General features: G+C 42.1%; 19 protein-coding genes. 16 read left to right on the top strand and 3 right to left on the bottom strand.

Annotated elements, in window-relative coordinates:
* Window positions 1–387 precede the first annotated feature (387 nt).
* From IMZ16_RS01935 to IMZ16_RS01905, 7 genes are all read left to right on the top strand, one after another.
* On the top strand, window positions 388–861 hold the full coding sequence (locus IMZ16_RS01935) for a hypothetical protein (protein WP_193440268.1): 474 nt from the start codon (window positions 388–390) through the stop codon (window positions 859–861).
* A 93-nt stretch (window positions 862–954) separates the two neighbouring features.
* Complete coding sequence (locus IMZ16_RS01930) at window positions 955–1413, top strand: hypothetical protein (protein ID WP_193440267.1); 459 nt, start codon at window positions 955–957, stop codon at window positions 1411–1413.
* Between the two features lie 30 nt (window positions 1414–1443).
* Entirely contained in the window at window positions 1444–2880 is a 1437-nt protein-coding gene (locus IMZ16_RS01925) for a TolC family protein (RefSeq protein ID WP_193440266.1), read from the top strand.
* Window positions 2881–2883: 3 nt separating this feature from the next.
* A complete protein-coding gene (locus IMZ16_RS01920) occupies window positions 2884–3885 on the top strand; it encodes an HlyD family secretion protein (protein WP_193440265.1) in 1002 nt (333 codons plus the stop codon).
* Window positions 3886–3897: 12 nt separating this feature from the next.
* Window positions 3898–5064 (top strand): ABC transporter permease, encoded by a 1167-nt coding sequence (locus IMZ16_RS01915; protein ID WP_193440264.1) that lies wholly within the window; start codon window positions 3898–3900, stop codon window positions 5062–5064.
* A complete protein-coding gene (locus IMZ16_RS01910) occupies window positions 5048–6217 on the top strand; it encodes an ABC transporter permease (RefSeq protein ID WP_193440263.1) in 1170 nt (389 codons plus the stop codon). The genes IMZ16_RS01915 and IMZ16_RS01910 overlap by 17 nt, the downstream gene beginning before the upstream one ends.
* Before the next feature lie 106 nt (window positions 6218–6323).
* A complete protein-coding gene (locus IMZ16_RS01905) occupies window positions 6324–6551 on the top strand; it encodes a hypothetical protein (RefSeq protein ID WP_193440262.1) in 228 nt (75 codons plus the stop codon).
* Between the two features lie 492 nt (window positions 6552–7043).
* Here the strand turns inward: IMZ16_RS01905 and IMZ16_RS01900 are convergent, their stop codons facing one another.
* From IMZ16_RS01900 to IMZ16_RS01890, 3 genes are all read right to left on the bottom strand, one after another.
* The gene (locus tag IMZ16_RS01900; protein ID WP_262891542.1) at window positions 7044–7889 is read right to left on the bottom strand and encodes an IS3 family transposase; all 846 of its coding nucleotides are present in this window, start codon (window positions 7887–7889) and stop codon (window positions 7044–7046) included.
* A 13-nt stretch (window positions 7890–7902) separates the two neighbouring features.
* Window positions 7903–8172, bottom strand: coding sequence for a transposase (locus IMZ16_RS01895; protein ID WP_193439832.1), 270 nt, complete (start codon window positions 8170–8172; stop codon window positions 7903–7905).
* A gap of 387 nt (window positions 8173–8559) precedes the next feature.
* Complete coding sequence (locus IMZ16_RS01890) at window positions 8560–8745, bottom strand: hypothetical protein (protein ID WP_193440261.1); 186 nt, start codon at window positions 8743–8745, stop codon at window positions 8560–8562.
* A 285-nt stretch (window positions 8746–9030) separates the two neighbouring features.
* On the opposite strand from IMZ16_RS01890, the gene IMZ16_RS01885 reads away from it, so the two are divergent.
* The 9 genes from IMZ16_RS01885 to IMZ16_RS01845 all read left to right on the top strand — a co-directional run bounded on the left by IMZ16_RS01885 (window position 9031) and on the right by IMZ16_RS01845 (window position 15826).
* Window positions 9031–10098: an NAD(P)H-dependent flavin oxidoreductase gene (locus tag IMZ16_RS01885; protein WP_193440260.1), complete on the top strand. Its 1068-nt coding sequence runs from the start codon at window positions 9031–9033 to the stop codon at window positions 10096–10098.
* 156 nt (window positions 10099–10254) lie between these two features.
* Window positions 10255–10509: a type II toxin-antitoxin system Phd/YefM family antitoxin gene (locus tag IMZ16_RS01880; protein WP_073178064.1), complete on the top strand. Its 255-nt coding sequence runs from the start codon at window positions 10255–10257 to the stop codon at window positions 10507–10509.
* The gene (locus IMZ16_RS01875) at window positions 10509–10766 is read left to right on the top strand and encodes a Txe/YoeB family addiction module toxin (protein WP_073178066.1); all 258 of its coding nucleotides are present in this window, start codon (window positions 10509–10511) and stop codon (window positions 10764–10766) included. Before IMZ16_RS01880 ends, IMZ16_RS01875 begins: the two co-directional genes overlap by 1 nt.
* Window positions 10767–10844: 78 nt before the next feature.
* Window positions 10845–11042 (top strand): hypothetical protein, encoded by a 198-nt coding sequence (locus tag IMZ16_RS01870; protein WP_193440259.1) that lies wholly within the window; start codon window positions 10845–10847, stop codon window positions 11040–11042.
* 486 nt (window positions 11043–11528) lie between these two features.
* Complete coding sequence (locus IMZ16_RS01865; RefSeq protein WP_193440258.1) at window positions 11529–11996, top strand: hypothetical protein; 468 nt, start codon at window positions 11529–11531, stop codon at window positions 11994–11996.
* A 498-nt stretch (window positions 11997–12494) separates the two neighbouring features.
* Entirely contained in the window at window positions 12495–12869 is a 375-nt protein-coding gene (locus tag IMZ16_RS01860; protein WP_193440257.1) for an ArsR/SmtB family transcription factor, read from the top strand.
* Window positions 12866–13468, top strand: a complete 603-nt coding sequence (merTP, locus tag IMZ16_RS01855) for a mercuric transport protein MerTP (RefSeq protein WP_193440256.1) — start codon at window positions 12866–12868, stop codon at window positions 13466–13468. Before IMZ16_RS01860 ends, merTP begins: the two co-directional genes overlap by 4 nt.
* Before the next feature lie 47 nt (window positions 13469–13515).
* On the top strand, window positions 13516–15168 hold the full coding sequence (gene merA / locus IMZ16_RS01850) for a mercury(II) reductase (RefSeq protein ID WP_073178051.1): 1653 nt from the start codon (window positions 13516–13518) through the stop codon (window positions 15166–15168).
* Window positions 15169–15523: 355 nt separating this feature from the next.
* Window positions 15524–15826 (top strand): hypothetical protein, encoded by a 303-nt coding sequence (locus IMZ16_RS01845; RefSeq protein ID WP_002688884.1) that lies wholly within the window; start codon window positions 15524–15526, stop codon window positions 15824–15826.
* The last annotated feature ends 19 nt before the right edge of the window (window positions 15827–15845 follow it).

Below are 15845 nucleotides of genomic sequence, written 5' to 3'. Positions count from 1 at the left end.
CACTCAGCTATAGGCTTTAGGCAGTAAGCGGCTGGCTGATGGCTGCTTGCCCTTCGACAGGCTCAGGGTGACACTCAGCTATAGGCTTTAGGCAGTAAGCGGCTGGCTGTTTGCACTTGGCTCTCGTGTCTTGGTTCTTGGCTCTCGTGTCTTCTCTTTTACAAAGAAATTTTAAAATTTGCGGGGTTAGGCTTATATTTGAGGAATAATTTTTTTGAGGAAGAAAACCTAATTCCCGAATGATCAATCAGTATCAGTCTAAGTATTACGCTTAGGAGGTTATGATTAAGAGATTAGGAAAGAATATGTCTTCAAGCATATACAGGTGAACATTCCTTACCGATGGGTAGTGCAGATTATTTTAAGTCAACTTTACAAAAAACTTTTATGAATTATTCAGAAAACTTAAAAAAGAAAATCGAAGAATTAAGCCTAAGCAAAGAGAACATTCTCTACCTGCCAATCGCACAGGTGCACCTGCGTCGCATAGTGAGCGGCAGCAAGACGGTAGAATTCCGTGACCTCACGGACTATTACCTCAAGAAAATCAACAATTACAAAAATCTTAAATACGACTCAACCAAGCCTATCACGCACATTCTCTTCCAAGGCGGCTACAACCCGGATTCCCCGAGGGTGCTGGCTGAGCTGAAGTATACCGGGGCGAAATTTAACGCCGAGCACGGTTTGCCGGCTAATCTAACAATCTACTCTGCGAATGCTAAAGAGGTAATGAGCCCCGAAGAAGGCGAAGCCAACTACCCGAACATATTTAGAGAAGCCGAGATTGAAGGCTACGAGAACGGCGACGAATACCTGGCGCTGCAGCTTGGCAGAGTGGTATACACCGAAGGCATTTAGCCAAAAAGATCAGGCTAAAGTCGCTTAGGGAAAGTTTTTTTTAAGCCTTTATATATATTCAAAAATTAATTTCAGCACATTACCTATTCCCTGATGAACGAGCAAAACCAGCAAATCCGCAGCGCTGTAATCTGGGCTTGGCTTCGTGTGCCGCTGCTTGCGGTGGCGTTGCTGTTTCTCGGTTTTGTTGGGGGATTTATTTATTCCCTTACAATCGATGATGCAGGGACGCAAGGCTGGGGAATGATCGGAAGCCTCTATTACGCCGCAGTCTATTTTCTGTATTTCGTGTGTCTCAGCATTTTATCTACCACCATATTTTTTAATTTTAATGAAAAAGTTCGGGGCAATCCGCTGCTGAGCGTTCTCAGTTTCTTTCTGCTCCCTGCGCTGGTTTGGCTGTACAGTGTTGGCAGCTCGCTGCTTACCGATTACTACCGCAATGCTATTTTCGAAACCTATATTCCGCTTGGGATTTACAGTGGGGCACTTGTAATCAGCTACAGCATTTTCCGCGGGCAATTACGAAGAATCAGGAATTCCGTAATTTAGCGGACAATTTTTTTTAAGCAGTTTTGCTCAATGTTTAAGCGTACACTTATTTCCTTACCGCTCATCCTTTCCGCGCAGGTTTTCTTCGCGCAGGATTTCACGCTGGCGCAGGTCATCAGCAGGGCAAAGGAAAACAGCACCACCGTAGCCATCGCGCGCCAGTCGCTGGAGACGCGCCAGCAGCTCTACAATTCCTCAAAAAATAACTATCTGCCGAAGGTGAGCCTGGCAGGCACTTATAACCATTTCGGAGAAAAGGCAAGGCTGAACCTGGAGGAGTACCGGAACGATGTGCTCACCAAGGTGCCACAAAACATCACCACCCACGCCAATGAGCTGAATACCGCGCTCTTCGGCCACCCGCTGCCGCAGGGCATCCAGAATCATATTTACGGCATATCGCAGAAGATCCTTGGAGACATCTACCCGGACAATAACCCCGAGGTCGGGAAGAAGGATTATTTCTTCGCAGGCGTGCTCGTACGCCAGCCGATTTACCTCGGCGGAAAGCTGCGCGCCTCCCAGGAGCTCTCCCGCCAGCAGCTGGAATCCGGGAGAATCAACTTGGAAAACAGCGAAGACCTCGCCGCCTACACTGCCACGCTGCAGTACATCCAGATAATGTATTTCAACTCCATGATTGCCGTGCAGCAAAGGCTGCTGGAATCCCACAGGAAGAATGTGGAGTATGCCAACGGGCTCTCCCGCGCGGAAGTGATCCCCCCCTACCTGACCGACTGGGCGCAGATAGTGGAGAAGCAAGCAGAAACCTCGCTGCAGGGATATCAGCTGGAGAAAGAGAATTTGGAAAACAGCCTCGGCACTTTAATAAACGATACTGCAGAAGCGCGGGCACCGGTAGAAGCTGAGCTTCCCGAAACGCTCCCGGACTTTCGGCCGGCAGCAGATAGCGGGCAGTCCAGCGCCGATGTGCGCCTGCTGGAAAGCAAGCGCGAGGAGGCAAGAACGCTGGAGCGCGTAACGGGGGCAATATCCAAACCCAATGTGTTTGCCTTGGGCAATGTTCAGTTCATCCGCGAGGGACTGCCGATCATCCTGCCGCCGTGGTCGGTAGGCATTGCGGTAGAGTGGACGGTTTTCGACAATGAAAAAAAATCCAGAAACTTAGCCGCCAAATCTTTAACCGAAGAGACCGACCTGCTGGTGCGCCAGAAACAGGAGACGGTGGATACCGCCCTGCGCAACGCCGTAAATACGCTGCAGTCCCTAAGGACGCAGACGCAGACACTGGATGCGGCACGCAAGCAGGCGGAAACCACCACCGGGATGGTACGGCTGAGGATGGAGAACGGCCTCTCCTCCGTAAAGGATGTGGATGATGCGCTGAGGCTTCAGCTGGAGTCGGAGAAGCTTTATAACCTCAGCGTAGCAGCCTACCACACGGCACTTGCCACTTATTTCTATCTTCAGGGAAATCCTGAGCAGATCACCCAATATATTCCATAAACTATGAAGAAATTCCTAAGAAATTACTGGGCGGTGTTCATCCCGCTGATCATACTCGCGGTAGCTGTGATATTTTTAATCCGGAACAAGCGCGAGACCGCGGAAGCCAGCGTAATAAAAATCACCGGTATGGTGGAAGGCGAGTTTGTAGACATCTCCTCCTCCCTGCCGGGCAGAATTGAGCATCTCACAGTAAATGTGGGCGATTCTGTAAAGGCGGGGCAGATAGTGGCGCAGATGGAGACGGACAAGCTGGCTACCATGCGGGCGCAGGCGCAGAGCGCAGTAGTAATAGCGCAAAGCAGGCAAAGCAAGGTGGACCGCGGCGCGGAGCCGGAAGCCATAGCGGCGGCGAGAAATCTACAGTCCATAGCGGCGGACCAGGTGGAGCTGATGAACAAAACTTACGAGCGCTTCCAAAAACTTTATGAGGAAGGCGCGATCTCCGGGCAGGAAAGAGACCTGGTATACTTCCGCTACAAAGCCGCTCAGAAGGAATACGAAACCGCGAAGCTGAACCGGGAAAGACTGGAGAGGGGCAGCACGGCGGAAAGAAGAGAAATGTCCGACGCGCTTGCCGACCAGGCACGCAACAGCGAGAAGCTCATCCGCCAGCTGGAGGAAGACGCGGAGATAAAGTCCCCGGTAAGCGGTACCATAAACACGCTGGTATCCAAACAAGGCGAGATGGTAAACGCCGGATACCCGATGATGACGGTGCTCATCAACGATTCTTACTTCATAAATTTCAACATCCGGCAGGATATGATGCAGAACTTCCAGCTTGGGAAGAAGGTAAAACTGTACATCCCGGGAGCCAACCCGGAGAGAACCGAGGGCATAGTTACGGAGCTCTCGCCCGCGCTGGGCTATGCCAACTATATCCCAAGAAACCAGGCCGGGCAGATAGAGATGCGTACCTTCCAGATCAAGGTAAAACCCGTAAAGACAGGCAAGAACAGCGGCATCCGTGCCGGGATGACGGCAGAGCTGATAACGGAATAAGAGAGGCAGAGAATGCAGAGAGTAAATGCCATAATAATCCGCGAGTGGAAAAGGATTTTCTCAATACCGTATTTCTATATGGTGCTGCTGGTGATCCCGCCCATCGTATTCGTTTTCTACGGACTTATATATAAAAATGAATTTGTAAGGAACCTGCCGATTGCTGTGTGGGATGAAGACCACTCCAGCATCACGAGGACGCTTACCGATATGCTCGCCGCTAGCGACAATATCAATATAGCCTATACGGCATCCAGCGAGGAAGAGATTTCTGAGCTGATGCGCCGCAGCGATATCTTCGGTGCGATACATTTCCCGAAGTACCTGGAGGCGGATGCCAAGAAAAACAAGCCGGCTACCATCACGCTCTTTACCAACAGCTCGCTGATCGTGCCCTCCAATATGGTGTACAAGGACGCGGCGCCCATCATCATCCAGGGATCCCTGGCGGCTGTGCTGCAGCGGGCGGAGAAGGGGGGGCTGCCCGCCTCACAGGCTAAGGCGCTGGTACAGCCTATTAAGCTGAACATATCCAACCTGTATAACCCGGAGCTGAATTATAAAGAATACCTGGTACCCGGGCTGGTAACGGTGGGGCTTCAGATGGCACTGCTGGTGGCAGGGGTGCTTGCCCTGAATATGGAGGAAAATCGGAAAACCCTCGGCGAGTTGCTGAGCATATCCAGCTCTTCATCCGAGATTATCGTGGGGAAAACGCTGGCGCATATTACAGTGTCCTGGATTAATTTTGGGCTGATTTTCTATGTAATCTTCCCGCTGTTCGGGCTGGCACATCCTGGGAATCTCTCGATTTTTATTGCCTACAACCTGCTGGTGCTTGCCAGCTTGGGATTAAGTTTTGCGGTCTCCGCCATTGTAAAAAACCTGCTCACCGCGGTGGAGGTGGCGCTATTCTATGCTGCGCCTGCCTTCGTATTCAGCGGCTACACCTTCCCGAGAAGTGCGATGCCTTGGTACGACCAGTATTATGCCCTGGCGATGCCGTATTCTCATTTCTTGGATGCTTTCATTAAGCTGTATTATATGCATCTGCCAGTGGATTATGTGACGAAGCATCTTGTCTCGCTGCTGATTTTCGGTGGGGTGGGCTTCCCGATAGCCATCGTGGTATACCAGATGCGTATTAACAAAACTTTAAGGAATGCGGCACATAGTTGAGATATTTCTTAATGAGATCCGGCTGGTATCGTCGCAGAGGAGTCTATTCCTCACGCTACTCGTGGCGCCGATACTGTATGCGTTTCTGTACGGAAGTATTTACATTAATAAAGATCAGCCGCCGGTGAAGATCGCCGTGGTGGATGAGGACCATACCAACATCAGCCGCCAGTTTGTAAACGAGGTGCACAGTAGCACCAAGGTGGAATCCCACATCTACCCCACTGTTGCGGTCGCAAGGGAAGCTATGTACCGCGGCGATGTACAGGGCTACATCGAGATCGCGCCGGGCATGGAGGAAAACCTGCTGAGCCAGCGCCAGGCCAATGTTTCTATGTACATCAATACTTCGCAGTTCCTGCCTACCGGGGCCCTGATGTCTTCCCTGAACGAAATCGCGATGACGGTGGGCGGAGGTGTGCGCAAGGCTTATTTTGAAAAGCAGGGCGAGGGCTCCGAAGCTGCGATGCAGCTTACCAACCCTATTAAGTTTGACTACCGCCCGCTCTATAATACGGACAGGAACTACGGCAGCTTTATCATCCCCGGGCTGCTCGCCATTATCCTGCAGCAAACCCTGCTGATTGCTGTATGCGCAGCGATGAGTTTCGAGAAGCAATCGGGCAGTCTTGCTGCGATGCTCAGGAAGTATTCTTTTTCCGATATACTGACGGGCAAGAGTATTTTTTATCTGATATCTTCCTCGGTGCTTGCCTTCTTCATCGTCGCGGTGAATTTTACCATACTGGATGCAAGTTTCCGTGGCAGCTACCGTGACGGGTATATTATCACGCTGCTGTTCCTCTGCTCCGTGATTACGCTCGGCATGCTGCTGGGAACCTTTTTCCCAAATCCGCTGATGACCTACCAGGTGATGGGCTTCAGCTCCTACCCTATCTTCCTGATTTCCGGCTATTCACTTCCGCTGCAAGCACTGCCACAGGGCATACAAGATCTTGCCGCCTGCCTGCCGACTACCCCTTTCCTCAAGGCTTATGGCTCCATTGTGCAGACAGGTGCGCGGCTTTCCGACCATACGGAGCAGGTGGTGCATATCCTGATCCTGTGGGTGTTTTATGCCTTCCTGCTGCAGCTGAGGTTCATTTATCTGAGGAGAAGGGACCTCAAGGCTAAAACAAATATGCGCAGCTAAGCCTCCATCTCCACAATAACCCCTGTAAGTCATTGATTTACAGGGATTTTTATTTTCAGGTGCTAATATAGGTGCTAAAGAAGTTTCTTTTAATAGTGGTCTTTCAATGACAGATGTTATATTTAATAAAAGTATTAGTAATCTTTCACATATTGAAATAGTTTTTGAAAATCAAAAAAAAATTATTTATCAACAATGTTCTGCTTCATCTAACTGTTATGAAAATCCAAGAAACATTTTCAATACTGCAAACAATGACGAGGAAAAAGAAACATATACAATTAATATAGAAGATTATCAAAATGCCATAGACTGTAATGGAAACTGTTATTAAATAATACTTCTGCTAACAGTGTATTGGCAAAAGACGGGGTGAATATTGTCTTTGAGAATTCAGTCAGCAATATTCGCAAAAATACTTTTCATATTTCTTTTTTCAGTAATTTAGAAATCTGAAAAAGCATTTTGCTTCGTTCGGTCGAAATTGAACTTGCAGTTAAATTTAGCCCGCCCTTCGCAAATACTTTTTCCGTTAGCTGTAATTTCACAAACAAAACCGTATAAAATGAAATATAAATTGATTTTAATAAGTTTTCTATTTTTCGTACTGAGTTGCTCACCTTTTTCAAATTTATCAAAGAAAACAAATTTAGGCAACGAAAGAGGCTATCAAAGTGTTTATAATTCTGACGCAAAATTTAATTCATTAACATTCGGAGATTTTAAATTTGCTTTTAATAATAAAGAATATAAAAAACTGAAAAAACAAAACACTAAAATAAAGGATATACTGTTTTATATCCTGTCCCCCAAATTTCGACCACGGTTAAGCAGATTTAAGTTTGTTGGTTGGTTCAAAAATAAACAAATCTTTTGGTTTTTGATGATTAATTCCTTGGTGTCTTCTTTGGTTATATTCATCAATAAAATCTCTAATACCATCTCTCAATTCCCATGCTGATTCTATTGCATACAAGTAAATGTAATCATATTTTATCGTTCTAAAAAAGCGTTCAATATAAATATTGTCCGTAGCTCTACCTTTTCCGTCCATGCTGATTTTTATGCCATGTCCTTCCATGCAATCTAGCCAGTTTGATGAAGTATACTGGCTCCCTTGGTCGGAGTTAACGATTTCAGGCTTGCCATATTTCTTTATCGCCTCATTCATCGCCGAAGTCTGGGTTTCCATCTCCAAAGTGTTGGAAAGTTGCCAGCCCACAATATAGCGGCTATACACATCGATAATCGCCGTAAGGTACATAAAGCCCCTTTTCATCGGGATGTAGCTGATGTCTATCTGCCAAACCTGGTTGGGTCTTTCTATTTTTAAACCCCTCAAAAGATACGGTCGAATATAGCTTGTCTTGCCCAATTTACTCAAATTTCTTTTAGGGTAAATGGTGGCGATGCCCATCACCTGCATCAGGCGGCGAACCCTCTTCCGGTTCACGCTAAAGCCCATTTCCTTGAGTTCCCGGGTGATCCTTCGGATGCCAAAACTGGGATATTTCAGGTGGATTTTATCGATTTCCGTCATCAATATTAAATTTGCATCGCGTTCTCTTTGCGGACTATAATACAAATTACTCCTGTTGATGCATAGTAAATCGCACTGTTTGCGGATGCTCAGCCGGTGCTTCCTGTCTATCATTTCCTGTCTTTCCTTTATTCCTCGAGCATCCCTAAGTTTTTTTTAGAAAATCGATTTCTATCTGCAGCTGCCCGATTTTCTGATAGAGCTTTTCCTCTTTCCCGGCGGAGTGTTCTTTTTTCTTTTCTAAAGCAAAAACCTGCTCGGACTTGCTTAAAAATTCCTTCTTCCAGTTTTGGATTTGCTGGGGATGGACTTCGAACCGGGAGGCTAATTCTGCCAACGTTTGCCTTTCTTTCAGTGCTTCGAGGGCAACCTGTGCCTTGAAGCTTGGAGTAAATTTTCGTCTTTGTTTTTTCATCTTTTTACGAGTTAAAATTAATTCTTTTTTTTAAACTTAACTCGTGGTCTGAGTTTAGGGGTACATTATATTACGCTCGCACAACAGACCCTGCATATGAGTATTTTATATTATTAAACCCTAAAGAAAAGAAATTTGATGCTGAAAAATATTATATAAAGGATACAATTATTAACAACAATAATTTTGTGCTACTAATTTCAAATGATGCACCTAAAAGAGACATAAAATTCATAAGTGAGAACATTTTTGAATATGAAAAATAAAGAAACTACAGATAATAACTAAGCTTTCGTCTTGTCCGCAGGACAGAAGATGAAATCCCGTTGAACGGAAGCTCCCGTGGCTTTTCAGCAGTATGATGGTCCTTTTATGGAGTTGTCGTTTTTAGAGCGCCAAGGCTGCATCGTGACGGGAATAACTGTCGAAGGTACGCCTGCTTCTGCCCAGGATGGAGATATTTCTTTCGAAGCGTTGCAGAAGTTCGGCAAAACCGTTAACTTCGCCCGAGGCACGGTTCAGGAATTTGTTGGTCCATAAATCCTCCGGAGATTTTTTTTGTAGCCATTTCATGAGTTTTTAAAAGGTTAATAAAAACAAAGTTACTAAAACGGCGAATGGGAAAAGCTACCGGAGGTTTAGTTCAACATTGTATTGGCAAAAGGCGAGGTTGAATCTGTAAAACCACCACTTGATTCCTTTAGCCGCAGCTGCTTTTCATATTGTTTTTTTGCTTAATTTAGACAATCTGAAAAAGCATCTGCTCCGGTTGGTCAAAATTGAACTTTCAGTTAAAATTAGCCCGCCCTTCGCAAATACTTTTTCCGTTAGCGGCTATTATTATAACGATCCTCAAATATGAAATGGACGAACGACATAACAGAACTATTAAAAATTGACTTTCCCATTATTCAAGCACCAATGTTTGGCGTTACAACGCCCGAAATGGTTGCAGCAACTTCAAACATAAATTGTTTAGGGTCATTAGCGTTAGCAGACGTTAACGCTGAAAAATGTGTTGAAGAAATTAACAAGACAAAAAAACTAACAAATAAACCTTTTGCAGTAAACATTTTCGTTCACAACATTCCCGACATTACAGACACGCTAAAAGCGGACTACGCGGAAGCAAAAACATACGTTGAGCAATTAGCGAAACAAAACAATTTAGACATAACTATTCCAAACATTGACGAACTAAAAATTAATAGTTACCACGAACAAATTGATGCTATCATTTCCGAAAATTGCAGAATTGTAAGTTTTACTTTTGGTAATCTTGACAACCAAAGCATTAACAAATTAAGAAGTAAAGGTGCTATTTTGATTGGAACCTGCACTTCTGTGAATGAAGCGAAAATTTTAGAAAACTCAGGAATTGATATTATTTGCGTTCAAGGTTTTGAAGCAGGAGGACACAGGGGCAGTTTTGTTTCAGAAGATATCCCAAAAATTGGAGGTTTAACATTGTTGGAGAAAGTACGTGAAGCAGTTAATATTCCAATCATATATGCAGGTGGAATTTACAGCGCAAAAACTTTGCTGGCCGCAAAAAAGATGGGTGCAAGCGGTTTTCAAATCGGAAGTTTATTATTAGGTTCAAAAGAAAGTGCATTGCAAAATTTCGAAAAAGAGCGATTACGAAAAGCGGACGAGAATGAAATAGTTTTGACAAAAAGTTTTTCAGGACGTTTTGCAAGAGGCATAAGGAATGTATTTATCAGTGAAGTCGAACAGGCAGGCTTTATTTTGCCTTTTCCTTATCAAAACAAATTAACAGGCGAATTACGACGAATAGCAAAAATCAATCAAAATGCGGACTTTGTAAATATTTGGGTCGGACAATCTATCAAAGAGTTTAGTGGAGACTCAACAACTGAAATTTTAACAAAATTAATTAAACAGACAGAACAGAACAGCCGCTAATAACTAAGCTTTCGTCTTGTCTGCAAGACAAGAAATGAAAGCCCGTTGAACGGAAGCTCCGGTGGCTTTTCAGCAGTATGATAACACAAGAAAATGGCGTCAAGAATTTGACGGAACAATATTTGTACATATATTTGTACAATAAAATGTATAAAAATGTTAATTGCCAGCGTTTCAGATTTCAGAAAAGATATCAAAACTTATTTAGACAAGGTTGCGAAAAACTTCGAGACTTTAATTATCAGCCGCGGAAAAGATTCAGGAATTGTAGTGATGTCATTAAATGAATACAATTCTTTAATGGCGACAAACCACGAACTTTCTACTCGTGCTAACGAATTGCGTTTGGACTCCGCCATTGACAAATTAAAATCCAAAAATTCGTTTGAGAAAACGCTAATCGAGGAATAATGAGATATGTTTTTGTAGATGAGTCTTGGGAAGATTATTTGTATTGGCAAAAAACTGACAAAAAGAAACTGAAGCGTATCAATGATCTGCTGAAAGATATTTCACGAAATCCGTTTGAAGGAATTGGAAAACCGGAACCATTGAAACATAAATATTCCGGATTTTGGTCACGAAGAATTGACGATGAGCACAGGTTGATTTATCGTTATGAAGAAGGAGAAATTCAGATTGCAAAATGCAGATTCCACTACGATTAAATCGTTACGGCAGACAATAACTAAGCTTTCGTCTTGTCCGCAGGACAGAAGATGAAAGCCCGTTGAAGGGAAGCTCCGGTGGCTTTTCAGCAGTATGATGAGCCTCTTATGGGGATGTCGTTTTTAGAGCGCCAAGGCTGCAATGTGACGGGAATAACTGTCGAAGGTACGCCTGCTTCTGCCCAGGATGGAGATATTTCTTTCGAAGCGTTGCAGAAGTTCGGCAAAACCGTTAACTTCGCCCGAGGCACGGTTCAGGAATTTGTTGGTACTTAAATCCTCCGGAGATTTTTTTTGTAGCCATTTTATATGTTTTTTAAGGGTTTAATAAAAACAAAGTTACTAAAACGGCGAATGGGAAAAACTACCGGAGGTTTAGTTCAACAGCGGTTTTGCAAAAGAGCGGGTTAAGTTTAAACTTCAACATCTGTGCTTTTTTCCGCAAAAACCATTTTTTATTTGCTTAAAAAGAGTAAATTAGCCAATAAAAAATGGTTTTGCTTACATCAGTGTGAAATTGAAAGTTTTGGCTTCTCTACTCCGCTACAGCTTATACACGAAACCGTTGTACAACATTTAATTTAAAAACGGTTAAAAAAGGACTAACCTTCCAAAGTCGAAATAATTCTGACTCGACATCAAACAAGAATGAATGCGAGAGATGTTATGAGCATCAGTTTGAAAATCGTTAAGAGTAAAACATTGAAAATTAAATATTAACAAATAAATTTATACAAATGAATAAAATTTTAAAAATCACACTTGTATTATTATTATCAATTTTTCTTCTCTTGTAACGAAGATGAAAGTTTAGATCAAAGTCCTATCAATGAAAACTTAATTACATCTTTTAATAAATCATCTACTACCTCTAAAAATAGTGATATTAGTGAAGTTATTGTTTTTTCAGATATGACTTCATCCGATGAAAATCTAAGTGGCATGTTAGAAGGTTTAATTGTAAGCGTAGATTTAGATGCTATGAAAGCGACTTTCACAAATGAAAATGAAGCTGGTTCTATTGAATTTGATTTAATAGAAAATGAAAATAGCACTTTATCTTTAAGTGGTTATACTGCAAAAAATGGTTTAAGTGATAGAACTCCTAGATGGCTGTGTGGCGCTAGTTGTGTAGGTCAAGGATTTTTAATTTCATTGTGGGATGGTCCTGCACCATTAATGGATATTGCCGCTGCCGCATATACTTACGCATGTGCGCGTGATTGCTAAATTTATTATAAATGTATTTAACTATCATTTCAACAATTCTAGTTTTAGCATTAATTTATTTAAAAAATGTTAATCCTTATGTAGCAGAAATATTTAAAAATAAGTTTTTTCAATATTTCATAGGAACTTTATTGTTAATCATATTAATATATAAATTAATAGTATTTGAAAATAAATGGACAAGTTATGTTCAAGTTTCAATTTTATTTATTGTGTTGATAATAGGAGTTTTACAATTAAATAGACGCAATAAAGTTTAAACGTTGTACAACATGGTACAAATTCAATGGCTACAAAAAGCATATTTTTGTGGTCATTGTTTTTTTCAAACTAAAAACTAATTTTAATGATAGATGAATTGTATACGCCACTGAAATTTATACCCAAAACGTTAGTGGCAAGGCTATGACAACACAACCCGACAGACAAAATCGGGTTCTTTTTGACATTTTGTATTTAAGTAGTTGCTTAAATAAACAAATTGACTATCTTTGTGCTATGGACAACATTTCTTGCATAAGACAACAGGCGGACATTAAGCAAATCAACCGTTGCAAAGACCGAGTTTCAGAACTGAACGGTTCGTTTGACTATTTATCGAACGGACTTGAATTGGCAGGTAACAATGTTAGACTGAAAATCCTGTTCCTACTTTACGAAGAGAAACAACTTTGCGTTTGCGACCTGAGCGACATTCTCGGAATGACCATCTCGGCAATTTCACAACATCTCAGAAAACTCAAAGACAGAAAACTCATTGAAACGGAAAGGCAAGCACAAACCATTTTCTACTCATTGACAAAAGAGTATGAAAAAATGCTCAAACCGTTTTTCAAATTACTTGACGAAAACAAAATTTTGGAAACAATATGAAAACAGACAAAAAATTAATCGGTGCAGGACTTTTAACAGCAATTGCTGCTTCACTTTGTTGCATCACACCTGTATTGGCTCTTGTTGCAGGGACAAGCGGTCTTGCATCTACCTTTTCGTGGATGGAACCAGCAAGACCTTATCTTATCGGTATCACCGTTTTGGTATTGGGCTTTGCTTGGTATCAGAAACTCAAACCACAAACAGCCGAAGAAATCCAATGTGATTGCGAAGAAGACGAAAAGAAACCTTTTATGCAGACAAAAACATTTTTGGGAATTGTAACCGTTTTTGCAGCCTTGATGCTTGCATTTCCAAAATACTCACACATTTTCTATCCTTCAAACGACAATAAGGAAGTGGTAATCGTCAATGCCTCTGACATTCAAGCGGTAACTTTTGATGTAAAAGGAATGACTTGCAATGGATGTGCTTCACACGTAGAAAATGACGTGAACAAATTGCCAGGTATTATTAAGGTAGATGCGATTTATGAAGAAGCGACTACCAAAGTAGAATTTGACCAAACCAAAGTGAGTTTAGCTCAAATTGAAGAAGCAATCAACGGCACAGGTTACAAAGTGGTTGGCAAGAAATAGTATTTTTTTGCCTTTTGTATTTAAGTATTTAATTAAATAATTACAAAATGAATAAAGAAACCGTAAAATTTGACATCACAGGTATGACCTGCGACCATTGTGCCACAGGAATTGAAAAACTGCTTACCAAAAAAGAAGGCGTAAAAGAAGCCAATGTGAGCTATTCAAAAGCCACTTGTGAATGTTCTTTTGACCCTGCCAAAACAAGCAAAGAAGAAATCATCAGCACCATCAACGGTACGAAAAATTATCGTGTAAAAGGTGAAATCCCTGATAATGGAAACAGTGGAAATAATCAATTTGATTTAATTATTATCGGTGGCGGTTCGGCTGCATTTTCGGCAGCTATCAAAGCGGAAAGTTTAGGTCTATCGACTTTAATGGTAAACGGTGGGTTGGACTTTGGCGGGACTTGCGTCAATGTGGGTTGTGTACCTTCTAAAAATCTTATTCGTGCGGGTGAAACGGCTTATCACGCTACACATTCCAACTTTGAAGGCATCAAACCAAAAGGCGCTGACATTGATTTTGCGCAAATCATTAAGGATAAGAAAAAATTGGTAGCCACACTTCAAGAAAAAAAATATATGGATGTTGTAAGCGATTTTGAAAACTTGACTATGCTAAAAGGTTGGGCAACTTTCAAAGACAATAAAATCATTGAAGTTGACGGCAAGGAATACAAAGCAATCAAATTTTTAATCGTAACGGGAGCTACTACCAATATTCCGACTATTGAAGGATTGGACAAAATTGACTACTTGACCAATGTTTCTCTTTTCGACTTGGAAGAAAAACCCAAAAGCCTGACCATTATGGGAGCAGGTTATATAGGTTTGGAAATTGCAATGGCGTACAATCGTTTAGGCGTAAAAGTCCGCATTATTGAATTTACAGACCGTGTATTGCGAACACAAACACCTGACATCAGCGAAGCATTGGAAATCCAAATGCGAAAAGAAGGCATTGAAATATTACCCAATTTCAGAGCCGTGAAATTCGAGAAGAACGGAAACGAAACGATAATTCATTGCAAATGCCCTGATGGTTCATTTACGCAAATTGTAGAGAAAGGAAAGGTAGTAATTGCCACAGGAACAAAACCCCATACAAGTCAATTGGGATTAGATAACATTGGTTTGAAACTCACCCAAAGTGGTCATATTGCAGTAAATGAGAAGATGGAGACCAATCTATCCAACATTTACGCAGCAGGAGACGTAGCTAACACCCCCGCATTTGTTTATACAGCAGCCTTTGAAGGTAAAATTGCCGTTGAAAATGCTTTCTCAGGAACAGAAAACAAAGCCGATTATTCTTCTTTACCTTGGGTGGTTTTTACTGACCCACAAATTGCAGGTGCAGGTTTGGACGAAGCACAGGCAGAATCCAAAGGCATTCCGTTTGAAGTTTCAAAATTGGAATTGAAAGACGTACCGAGAGCCATTGCAGCAAATGACACAAGGGGATTTATCAAACTTATTCGCAACACCGAAACGGATAAATTGATAGGTGCAAGAGTAGTCGCACCCGAAGGTGGAGAGCTTATCCAACAATTAAGTATGGCAATCAAATACGGAATAACTGTAAAAGACTTGGCAGACAGTTTTTACCCTTATTTGACTTTGGGAGAAGGCATCAAATTAGCAGCAATAACTTTCGGAAAAGACGTATCGAAATTAAGTTGCTGTGCAAGTTAATCCGACACAAAGGCACACACTCTTGCAAGTCGCACCAGCCTACTCTTGACCAAAACTTGCAAGAGAGAGTGCCTTCCCTACCCTAAAAAATCCTACCTTTGAAAATTGACTAAACCGACTAAAAATAAAGGGCGAACGCACAACATTGTGTATAAGCAATAGCGGGTGAAGTGGTAAATCGAAGGTCTTTGCCTTTAATAAACTTTTGTGCTAAACTGAACATTTTTGCTTCCATTTCCGCCACTACGCCAATACCCGAAACGTTACCTGCAAGCGTAAAACAACGTTCGTGCTAAAAAACGACATTTCGGGAAAATCAAAAAATAACGAAACAATTTTTACCTAACTTTGTAAAATGAAATTTATATCTTTAATATTAGCCGTTTATGTATTGCTGTTATCAGCCGTACCGTCTTTTATTGAGGATAAATGTATGCAGGAACATACCACCGAGCAAGGACAAAACGAACAAGACGAAGATTGCAGTTGCTGTTCGCCTTTTTTCAGTTGCAATACCTGTACAGGCTTTGTAATAACCACATTCCATTTTTCAATTATACATACTATAAAACAACCTAAAAAAAAGTTAGGTATAATAACAGTAACGCCTGTTTCTGATTTTCCCTTTTCAGTTTGGCATCCCCCACAGCTTGCTTAATGTGTAGTGCTATCAGCAT

Source organism: Cruoricaptor ignavus (genome assembly GCF_014961145.1).
Lineage (GTDB): Bacteria > Bacteroidota > Bacteroidia > Flavobacteriales > Weeksellaceae > Cruoricaptor > Cruoricaptor ignavus.
The sequence above is the reverse complement of the archived record's forward strand: the minus strand, read 5'-3'. Positions and strand labels throughout refer to the sequence as shown.

Excerpts from the sequence above, each read along its gene's own strand:
- IMZ16_RS01935 (WP_193440268.1), top strand. The coding sequence starts at position 388 with ATGAATTATTCAGAAAACTTAAAAAAGAAAATCGAAGAATTAAGCCTA.
- IMZ16_RS01930 (WP_193440267.1), top strand. The coding sequence starts at position 955 with ATGAACGAGCAAAACCAGCAAATCCGCAGCGCTGTAATCTGGGCTTGG.
- IMZ16_RS01925 (WP_193440266.1), top strand. The coding sequence starts at position 1,444 with ATGTTTAAGCGTACACTTATTTCCTTACCGCTCATCCTTTCCGCGCAG.
- IMZ16_RS01920 (WP_193440265.1), top strand. The coding sequence starts at position 2,884 with ATGAAGAAATTCCTAAGAAATTACTGGGCGGTGTTCATCCCGCTGATC.
- IMZ16_RS01915 (WP_193440264.1), top strand. The coding sequence starts at position 3,898 with ATGCAGAGAGTAAATGCCATAATAATCCGCGAGTGGAAAAGGATTTTC.
- IMZ16_RS01910 (WP_193440263.1), top strand. The coding sequence starts at position 5,048 with ATGCGGCACATAGTTGAGATATTTCTTAATGAGATCCGGCTGGTATCG.
- IMZ16_RS01905 (WP_193440262.1), top strand. The coding sequence starts at position 6,324 with ATGACAGATGTTATATTTAATAAAAGTATTAGTAATCTTTCACATATT.
- IMZ16_RS01895 (WP_193439832.1), bottom strand. The coding sequence starts at position 8,172 with ATGAAAAAACAAAGACGAAAATTTACTCCAAGCTTCAAGGCACAGGTT.
- IMZ16_RS01890 (WP_193440261.1), bottom strand. The coding sequence starts at position 8,745 with ATGAAATGGCTACAAAAAAAATCTCCGGAGGATTTATGGACCAACAAA.
- IMZ16_RS01885 (WP_193440260.1), top strand. The coding sequence starts at position 9,031 with ATGAAATGGACGAACGACATAACAGAACTATTAAAAATTGACTTTCCC.
- IMZ16_RS01880 (WP_073178064.1), top strand. The coding sequence starts at position 10,255 with ATGTTAATTGCCAGCGTTTCAGATTTCAGAAAAGATATCAAAACTTAT.
- IMZ16_RS01875 (WP_073178066.1), top strand. The coding sequence starts at position 10,509 with ATGAGATATGTTTTTGTAGATGAGTCTTGGGAAGATTATTTGTATTGG.
- IMZ16_RS01860 (WP_193440257.1), top strand. The coding sequence starts at position 12,495 with ATGGACAACATTTCTTGCATAAGACAACAGGCGGACATTAAGCAAATC.
- merTP (WP_193440256.1), top strand. The coding sequence starts at position 12,866 with ATGAAAACAGACAAAAAATTAATCGGTGCAGGACTTTTAACAGCAATT.
- merA (WP_073178051.1), top strand. The coding sequence starts at position 13,516 with ATGAATAAAGAAACCGTAAAATTTGACATCACAGGTATGACCTGCGAC.
- IMZ16_RS01845 (WP_002688884.1), top strand. The coding sequence starts at position 15,524 with ATGAAATTTATATCTTTAATATTAGCCGTTTATGTATTGCTGTTATCA.